The sequence below is a fragment of the Microbulbifer sp. 2205BS26-8 genome (assembly GCF_030731025.1).
Taxonomy (GTDB): domain Bacteria; phylum Pseudomonadota; class Gammaproteobacteria; order Pseudomonadales; family Cellvibrionaceae; genus Microbulbifer; species Microbulbifer spongiae.
In genome coordinates this window covers 1-9,176 of record NZ_JAVAMR010000074.1, presented here as the reverse complement: position 1 = coordinate 9,176, position 9,176 = coordinate 1, and the positions used below count along the sequence as shown (strand labels likewise).

Genomic DNA, 9,176 nt, shown 5'->3' with positions numbered 1-9,176 from the left:
TCCACTTTTCTTCTGCACACATTCCCAGCTTGAACACCAGAATTGACAATAACTCAATACAAAGCTGTAAACACCTTCCCTAACCCGTATGGTGGAATCTTTCTTGTAACTAACCCTCTCCCCGCCAGTTGAAAGCGCAGAATCATCGTGAGCACGAGCAATCACAGCGAGCACTTACGAACACAAACAGCGGTCATCACTTCCTGACTTTCCTTCAATAATTCAGGTCTTATCTTTTATTGGCGCAATAAATTACAACTCATACGTTCAGCTGCATTTTATGATGACGGAGATGCCACAGAAAAAGCATAATTCTAGGAACCCGAGCAGACACCAAGAAACAGCATACGCTTTGTTTTTAAATTTTCTGGAAAATAGTTGCTACATTTTCACGAGAGGGATAAACAAAGAATCGTCAGGGACGAACATCGTGACTATATATCCCGCAACACACGCCTAAATAGGTTGTAACATACTCTACTCTGTTGACTCTGGGCAAAAAGTAGGGATTGTCTGAGATGTAGTTCTACATGGATATGAGGGTATGCAGATTCAAAGACCTAAACGTGCGTACAATCGTTCATACCGAGGAAAAACTATCGTAGTTGCTGAGCTAAAGTAAGTATTGCATGAAGAAAAAAAGCCTGCCAATAGCATTAATTTGGATTTTCCTTTCGTCAAGGAATCCCATAGGCAACACAGATTACAGTGAGTTGCTATCTGTCGATTTTTCTATGGAATGCTCAACAGTCATCACTAGCGCGCGTTGTTGTGGCGAAGGAACAGGTCACCATTCATTAGCTAGGGAGTTTCGTTGCCCGGTCCTGGCCTCTTTCCATCTGTGAATGCCCCCAAAGTCTCTCCGTGGTACCCACCATTTATTGCAAACGTACTCTGTGGAGTGAAGTCCAAACTTTCTGAATCAGAAAACAGGGGATCCATAAACTCAGAGACTTGGTCAGGGTCAGATTGTAAGTGTGCATGAAGCGTGTCGGTGAAAGCACTTGTCCAATCGCTAAAGTTATTAAACGTTTGAGGATTGGTGCCTCCAAGGTCCAGCAGCCATTCGGGGCCCGTTGAAGCAGTGTAGTCTGTGTGCCAGAAAAGGTTGTAATCCATCTCACTGATATTAGTTGAAATACCCAGTTGGCTGGAAGCACGGGTAATCAGGAGGTCTCGTTCAACATGACTGAAAATATTATTGTAAATGATAATGTCGATAATACCCGAGAGGTTTACTGCAATACGCTCGATATCGTGGAAGGTATTGTTGACGACACTGAGGCCTTGCGACTGCTCGCGGGTGTCTCCCATGTCCAGGTCAATAGCACTGGCTGTTTCAAGGAATAAATTGCCCTGGATTTGCAGTTCGCTTATCTTGCTGTCGGCAGAGGAGGCGCCATTCAGAGAATTAGTTATTCCGACAACTGCCTTGTCGAGCAGCTCGAAGTGATTGTCTTGAATCATAATACCTGACAAGTGGTTATCGTTTTGAGCCTGGAGCCGAACACCGGTGTCGGAATTGGAGAAGTGGTTCTGTCTGATGACTATCTCTGATATGTTATCGCTGTCAGCGGTAACGATAGGGGTGGTATTTTCTCTGTCGCTCTGGTAGATGTCGTGAAGTAAATTGTTGCTGATTTCAACTTGACTGGTCCGCGACAGTCTGATGCCGCCAACATTTGTGTCGCCATATACATGATGGATATGGGTGTTACTAATCTTGATACCGCTGGATGCACAATCGCCGAGCGATGATGAAATTCCAGATGAGTGTACATTTCTGATCTCCAGATTTTCAATAACAACATGACTTGCGCACAAAAGGTAAATGCCAATGACGCTGTCTTCGTCAGTTGAAGTAATGCCCTGGTCAATAATCGGTGCAGTGCTGTCATCACTTGTATCACCAGCAATGCGGATAGGGGCATCTGCCGTTCCACTGTTGGCCAGTGTGAATCCTCGTATGGTTTCACCAGGGTAGCGATAGTTGCTTCTGTAGTGGCGACCGCCTCTGATAATGATGGTATCGCCTGCCTGTACCTTATTCAGCGCATCCTGCAGTGCTTGACTGTCATTCACCACATAGGTTTGTGCGCTTGGGGGCGGTGGTGGTGTCTGGGTGTCTGGAGTTACCACGGAGGCCTCTCCGCCGGACCCGGATCCACTGCAGGCGGTAATCGAGATGGCTGCACATGCTGCAACGGAAAGGTGGAACAAAACCCTTTTAGTCTTCGAGGTGGTAGTGGACATTTTATAATATGCTCAAATGAATAGTTGTAAAAAATATCTAAATACGATCTAAGTCAAGCCAAGTTTCAGCAATCTTACCGGCATTGCTGGAGTGCGGAGAGGCACATAGGCGAGCCGGGGAATAAGAGCGTAAAAAATCGAACCTGCGGTTAACCCTGTAGTGGAATTTCGTCAGATAGCAATGCGTATATTCAGGGTCGAATACATCGTAGATGCTGCGTAAGGCATTCTTTAAATTGCCGGGTGCTGTATTCACCCAACAAAGCTTGGACCCTGCAACGCAAATGCGGCCACCATCATAGACAATCTGATTGTGCGTGCAATTAGTAACGGTGTAAAAGCACGCGAGGCCATCCGGTATGAAGGTGAGGAATTTGGTCAAACTGATACCTTTCTGAAACTGTAATTGATTGCGAGCTATGACGGCATTTCTTTCAGGTTAATGAGATGCGTGTGTTTATATGCAGTAAAAAGTAGCCTAGCAAGGATGGCAATCAGAAAATGATATGATATAGTATACCAGCTTTGTCGCTTGAGCAATCTTGCAAGAGTCTCTACGGATCGTATCTGGATAGTGCTGTCCGAGCGGGCGCTTGCAAAAAATACGGCGTTTTTCCACTCAACCAACTCATAAATTATCGGCTAATTCATAAATTCTTAACTAACTCATCAATAAGAGATAAGGAGATCTTTCATGCAAAGTATTTTGAAATGGGTTGTCGCGGGCGCATTGGGTGCCCTGGCTGTTCAGTCCCATGCGCAACATAGCGACGTTGTATTTGACGTTGACAATGGTCAGATTGTTATCGAGCTTGAGGGGCATATGCACGATTCTGGTGAGGGCGAGGCACCCGAAGGGGGTGTCCTTACCAGCGATGGTGAGATATTGCTGTTTGAAGCCGACTTCCTCGATTTCGGTCAGGGCCCGTTTGCCACAGACAGCCCGGGATACGCTTCCCATGAAGAGAGTGGTGTGTTGAACCCTGGCGATATCATCGGTTTCTCGGGTGTCGCTACCTTGTTGTTCTGGGACGGTACTGCCTGGACGGCGACGACAGCGGATCAGGTGACTGTGGTTGATGTTTTTGGTGCTGAGACCGTATTTAGTTCCGCAGGTGTAGCCGCTGGCAGCTCTAGCTTTGTCGGTGCTGCGGATGCCGTGGGTGGTCTCCATTCACATATCGATTATGAGATCAACTCTGATGCAGCGATCGGTGCTTACCTGATTGAAATGCAGCTGCTGGGCTTTGACAGCACGGGCAGCAACCAAATTTATGGCACATCTGAAAGCTACTACATCGCATTCAACTTTGGTTTAGATGAAGTGGCCTATGAAGCGAGTATCGACGCCTTCCTTGCCAATGCCTCTGCCCTGTTGCAGCGGCAATGATGTTCCCAGTACTGTCACGCATGGGGGCTTGGTGCGCGCGAGCACTGTTTTAAATAACCACGTCCCTGTCTTCTAGGCTGTTTGACAGACATCTGGCCCGCTCCGCGGGCCCTTTGACTCATTCACTCAACTACATACATGAGGTATCAAGTGCTGAAGGCGTTAAGGCAGGTAGCAGGTTGGTTGGTTGTCCTGGCTATCCCCCAGCCCGGGCTAGCAGAGGATCCCGAGGACATAGAACATAAAGAGATCGAAGAGATCATTGTTTCTGGCCAGAGAGAACAGAGGCCGCATGACCAGTTTCGAACTGGACAGTCTGGTGTAATCCTGACCGGCGATGAGCTTCGCCTCGAGATCAGCAATACCTTGGGAGAGACATTGGCAAGCCAGCCGGGAGTTCACAACGCCACCTTTGGGCCCAGTGTTGGTTTACCAGTGTTGCGTGGTTTGTCTGGTGTACGCGTCAGGATCGTAGAAGATGGCATCGGAAGCTGGGACGCCTCATCGCTCAGCCCAGATCATGCTGTCGCCATAGAGCCAATACTAGCAGAACGCATAGAGATACTTCAGGGCGCTTCAAGTATTGAGTTTGGTAATGCTGCGGTAGGGGGCGTCGTACACGTCGATACACAGCGTATCCCCTTTACAAAAGCAGGACAGTCACACTCTGGTGCTATTGAGTGGCGCAAGGAATTCATTAACGATCACGCTCAAACAACAACTGCCGCAAAGTTCAATATTGAGAATCAGCGCTTCGGTTTTCATATTGATGCCTACAACAGAAATCACGATGATGCCGAGATACCCCGTTGTGCTATTGATGTCGCTCAGGTGAATCGTCAGTTTGGTTTTGATGCAAGTCAGTCCAATACCTGTGGCTATATTGCCAACAGTGATGCTGAGGCGAAAGGTTATTCGATCGGTGCTGCATTGACCAAGGAGCACTGGTACATCGGTGCTTCAGCCCGAAATATGAAATACGACTACGGAATACCGCCGGGGAGCCATACAGAACCTCGGGACAGTGGTCACAGTCACGGCGGTGGCGAAGGCGGTGATCCGCTGATCCGTATTGATCTCGAACAACAGCGTTACGACCTTAGAGCGGGCTACCAATTCAAGCAGGACGTTTTGCAGCAGCTAGAGCTGCAGATAGCGACAGCAGACTACGAACACTTCGAAGGTGGGAGAGGATTCTCAGGTACGCACTTTGTCAATGATGCTATCGAGGCCAAACTGAGTCTTGAACACAGCCTTGCTGCAGGCTTTGAGGGCGTGATCGGGGTACAGGTCATTGATCGCTACTTTTCCTCTACGGGCAGTGAAAACTTTGTGCCCCCCTCGGATGTGACCAGTTTTGGCATGTACCTGGTAGAAAAATGGCAGCACGAGGCCTGGACCTTTCAGGCGGGCGGACGTTTCGATACCACGGAGATTCACCAACGCGAACTGACAGCCCCCCTTCGCCCCGATAATTATCAGCTCATGCACGAGCCCATTGAATACAAGACCAGCAGCTTCCAGCTGGGTGCTGACTATGAGCTGGAGCAGCATCAATGGTTCGCAGCTCTTGGCAGACATCAGCGTACGCCAGATGTACATGAGTTTCTGTCACTGGGGCCACACTTGGCGACCCGCAGTTTCGACCTTGGTTTGCTGCTGCGCTCCGATGGCGATATTCCAGACGCAGAGCTGTTTCACAGTTTAGAATTGGGGTGGGATTGGACGCACGGCCTGGGCAGTACCCATATCAGGCTATTTCGCAGTGAAATAGACGGGTTTATCTACCAGAATAATACGGGTATTTTCTACGATCTCGCCGAGCAGCTGTTTCGTATTAACTGCGTTCGGCTAGCCGAGTGCCTGCCTGTGTATGAATACCAACAGAACGATGCAGCGATACAGGGTGGCGAAGTGCAATGGCTGTGGCCTGGGGTTTCTCTCGCTCGCGGTACCTTGCAAGTCGACTGGTTTGCGGACTACGTGGAGGGAAGTCTGGAAGATGCTGGTCACAGCGGTACTGATAATGAAGACATTCCCCGGATGCCACCCTGGCGTCTTGGTGCCGGTGCTGAATGGTCTTCCATGCAATGGTTGTTCGATATCACAGCGACTTATGTAGCTGCGCAAAACAACCCCGGTGCCTTCGAGACAGAGACCGACAGTTACTTTGAAGTGAATGCGAGTTTGCACTACAGGCTTACAGGATGGCTGGACAACGCCAGCGTGTTCCTTAAAGGCAAGAATTTGAGTGACCGGGAAATTCACAATGCTACATCATTTATTCGAAATTTTGCTCCGGAGCCAGGTCGTTCCCTGGAGTTGGGGCTCAGTTGGGAGTGGTAAGATGGGAATGCGATGCGTGGTTTGCTGCTATAGGCAGTTACGGAATTTAGTGGGCGTGCTATTGCTGATCGCAACAAGCCTGGAAGTGAGAGCTCAATACAGCAGCTGTAGTAATTTTGGACACTTTGATCTCTTCATCGATATTATCCCACCGGCTGCGTTAGGGGCTAAAATCCTGGTCGACTCTGCGGGTACTTTTCCGCTCAGTGCAGATACCGGCAACATCGTGGTGCCGGCAGATTTTGGTGACTTTGCTGGTGGACCACACAAAACAGATGACCCTGGTTGGGTGGTGAATACCGGCGGCCTTTCGCCTGGCGAGAGCCTGTGGTTTCGTGCTTTGGGAGCGCTCCGTTTCTGGGATCCAACTCTCGAGGCGTGGATGGGCCCCGTCAACGGGGAGCGCCTGAGGTATTTCGGCGCTATTCCTATTGAAGTTTTTTTACGTAACGATCCAGTTGAATTGGCATTCTATGAACAGGGAACGATATGGTCGAACGCCGGAATCGAAGGACCCGTCGAATCACCAATTGACCAGGCTGCGCCGGACGGCAGCATTCATACACACCTGGATTTCTGTGTGGAAGCCGCCGATGGTGACTGTTCGCTCAGTGGGATTGGGCACACTGGCAATCCATCGACAGGTGCCTATCTGATAGAACTGCAGTTATTTTCTGATGCGGGAGCAGGTGAGAAATACAGAAGTTCACGACCTATACAGGTCTTATTGAACAACGGCCTGACCGGGGAGCAGTGTGGGACCGCTATCGACGCCTTGATTCAGCCAACTAATGTCGATTCTTCTGAAGCTCTGCCGGGGGCAGGGGTGCTCATCATGACGGGGTACTAACGCGCACTGACCTTTAGTGTGTCTGTGGCTTCTTTTTCCCGGTGCGGACATATCCGGCGCTACCGGCTTTCGCACGGCCATATGGCGTGCAGTGACTGACGCGGGACACCCAGCATCTGGGCGGTGGCACTCTTGCTGCAGTCCAGATCTTTCAGTATACCCTCGATCACCTCACCGGGATGCGGTGGACAGCAGTTGGGGTTTTGCTGTGAGGTAATCGCCATAGTGATTCCACCTCTCTCAATGATATTGCTCAAAATCTGCCCGCTAGGTGTTGCCGCTTTTGAATTAAAAAGTAATGCACTGAGACCGTTCAAATGCACGATATAGCACCTGGGGTCAAAGCCCTGCAGGGCGTGGGAGTGGTAGCTCGTCAGATTGATATCCTCAACTATAACGACCTCGTCGATCGCAGGAGCAAAATACACCAAAGCGGGCGCTGGTCGATCCTAAACTTACGAATTGCCAAGAGCGCTGCCAGGGCTTTGTTCTTAAAGGTCTTGATCATAGGGAGAGTGCAGTCTAATAGATTACATTTCTGTTCAAATTTCGATCACAAAAAACCGCTGTAATGGCAGCGGCCTTATCAATAAACATCTGAGAATGCAGCTGCATAAAATGAATTACACTCTCAAGGATCGCTTATCCCACCTGGTGAAGAGCACAGATCTTATTGCCATCAGGATCACGTAAGTAGGCGAGATAGTACTTGCCAGTTACTCCATCACGCATCCCCGGTGGGTCCTCACAGCGGACACCCCCGTTTTCAAGCCCGGCTAAGTGCCAAGCATCAGCCTCCTCTTTACTATTCGCGGTAAATCCGATGGTACCACCGTTCGCATGGCAGGCTGATTTACCATTGATTGGCTTGCTGATGGCAAACACGCCCGTCTTGGTAAAATAAAAACAACGGCCCTTTTCGTCAATGACCCCAGGCTTATGACCCAGGCTCCCCAAAACAGCATCATAAAATGCTTTGGCTCTCTGTATATCATCGGTGCCTACCATAATATGACTAAACATTGCTCCCTCCGTGTTCTATGTAAATGATTGGAAAGACAGAAAGTATATACGTTCAAATTCAGGGTATCACGAAAAATTGCAGTTTTTTCTTTTAGTGCATTATTAGCAGGATGATCGTAACTCGCTCTTTTCTTTTGTCACCTCCTGCCTTATGGTATCATCGCTTATAGCGTTGATCAGTCGCAGTGCCATGTACGGCGCTAATTCGTTCAAAAACAAGGTATAAAATAAAATGACAAGATGAATTAAGCTTTTAGGTGGCTTTATTTTGGCTGCAAATGCTATTGCTATTGCTATTAATTGTCCTGGAAAGATTACTCAAGTACTGGATTGATCCTCAAACTGTGATAATTTAGCATTTCGTCATGATTCTACAGGAAATAAATGGTGGTGTGCAATTTCTAATCGAAGTAATTCAATGGTGCTAACCGCTTTTGCGTCCGGTAAAGAAATCTCTTCACGGATAAATGATGCATTAGCTCAGAGTTGTGACAGTATCGAAAAGTACTATAAACCGTTATACAGATATTTGAATCAATAATATTGGCAGAGTTCAAACCAGTTAAAAGGGGAAGGCCTCCAGCCCTCCTCTGCCTAAACTGCCGGCATCAAACCACTTTTGCAGTGTAAACGACGATATATCGTAGGGCCAGAAGAAAACATACGACTACAACTCGCTCGAATTCATCACCTATTAGTATCCCTTCTCAAAACTAGCATTAAAGCCTTTAGTAGAGTTCATTAAAATTCAGCCCACCAGGTAGGGTGTTCTCGGCGCTGCTATCAGAATACACTCCCCGCGACCATAGTTAGCATGCTGTCCTGACCAAGTACCCCATTGATTGCACTATCAAATGCGTCCATGGTGCATTACCCCAATTTCTGGCCATGGTTAAGACCGATACTGGCGGTCTGGTTTTGCGGAAGCTCTGTGGTCAATCCATAGCCAGCAGGTCTTTTCTGGGCGTTATCAGGTTCGTGGCTGGTGGCTATGCCAGTGGCAACAGGCATTAATTTTTTGATAGGCGTCTGGCTCAACGGTCGATCAAGTGATGAAATCACCGTTTACTTCTGACTCCAGGCGCATAAGCTCAATGCACAGACGCCCGAGATGTTCTTGCTTCACTACAATCCGGGCACCCAGCTCCCAGTTTTCTTTTGCGAAAGGATTGGGTGCCATTGTTCGCGGTTTCAACTAATAACTGCAATTTCATTACGCGGCAAGCAAATCAGCTCGCCGTCCCATAAATAGTTCGTTAGTTCGTTTGGTGATCGACAGCCCCTCGTCTTTCTCGGACGGTTGTTAAGTCGATC

The 9,176-nt window shown here is 48.6% G+C and carries 7 protein-coding genes; 3 read left to right on the top strand and 4 right to left on the bottom strand.

The window, feature by feature from the left end; all coding sequences use genetic code 11:
* Positions 1 to 801 precede the first annotated feature (801 nt).
* Together Q5Y71_RS15955 and Q5Y71_RS17695 are read right to left on the bottom strand one after the other, a co-directional pair.
* Positions 802 to 2,139, bottom strand: coding sequence for a right-handed parallel beta-helix repeat-containing protein (locus tag Q5Y71_RS15955; protein WP_306043086.1), 1,338 nt, complete (start codon positions 2,137 to 2,139; stop codon positions 802 to 804).
* A gap of 151 nt (positions 2,140 to 2,290) precedes the next feature.
* Positions 2,291 to 2,635: a transposase gene (locus tag Q5Y71_RS17695; RefSeq protein ID WP_371877083.1), complete on the bottom strand. Its 345-nt coding sequence runs from the start codon at positions 2,633 to 2,635 to the stop codon at positions 2,291 to 2,293.
* 312 nt (positions 2,636 to 2,947) lie between these two features.
* On the opposite strand from Q5Y71_RS17695, the gene Q5Y71_RS15950 reads away from it, so the two are divergent.
* The 3 genes from Q5Y71_RS15950 to Q5Y71_RS15940 all read left to right on the top strand — a co-directional run bounded on the left by Q5Y71_RS15950 (position 2,948) and on the right by Q5Y71_RS15940 (position 6,839).
* Positions 2,948 to 3,643, top strand: a complete 696-nt coding sequence (locus tag Q5Y71_RS15950; protein ID WP_306043084.1) for a hypothetical protein — start codon at positions 2,948 to 2,950, stop codon at positions 3,641 to 3,643.
* A gap of 150 nt (positions 3,644 to 3,793) precedes the next feature.
* Positions 3,794 to 5,989, top strand: coding sequence for a TonB-dependent receptor (locus tag Q5Y71_RS15945; RefSeq protein ID WP_306043083.1), 2,196 nt, complete (start codon positions 3,794 to 3,796; stop codon positions 5,987 to 5,989).
* A 55-nt stretch (positions 5,990 to 6,044) separates the two neighbouring features.
* Positions 6,045 to 6,839 carry a hypothetical protein gene (locus tag Q5Y71_RS15940; RefSeq protein WP_306043082.1) on the top strand — a complete coding sequence of 265 codons (795 nt, stop codon included), beginning with the start codon at positions 6,045 to 6,047 and terminating at the stop codon, positions 6,837 to 6,839.
* A 59-nt stretch (positions 6,840 to 6,898) separates the two neighbouring features.
* On the opposite strand, the gene Q5Y71_RS15935 is transcribed toward Q5Y71_RS15940, so the two are convergent.
* Entirely contained in the window at positions 6,899 to 7,063 is a 165-nt protein-coding gene (locus Q5Y71_RS15935; RefSeq protein ID WP_306043081.1) for a hypothetical protein, read from the bottom strand.
* A gap of 418 nt (positions 7,064 to 7,481) precedes the next feature.
* Positions 7,482 to 7,862: a VOC family protein gene (locus tag Q5Y71_RS15930; RefSeq protein ID WP_306043080.1), complete on the bottom strand. Its 381-nt coding sequence runs from the start codon at positions 7,860 to 7,862 to the stop codon at positions 7,482 to 7,484.
* Positions 7,863 to 9,176 lie beyond the last annotated feature (1,314 nt).

Bases quoted from the DNA above. Each gene is read 5' to 3' on its own strand.
- Q5Y71_RS15950 (WP_306043084.1), top strand. From the start codon at position 2,948: ATGCAAAGTATTTTGAAATGGGTTGTCGCGGGCGCATTGGGTGCCCTG.
- Q5Y71_RS15935 (WP_306043081.1), bottom strand. From the start codon at position 7,063: ATGGCGATTACCTCACAGCAAAACCCCAACTGCTGTCCACCGCATCCC.
- Q5Y71_RS15930 (WP_306043080.1), bottom strand. From the start codon at position 7,862: ATGTTTAGTCATATTATGGTAGGCACCGATGATATACAGAGAGCCAAA.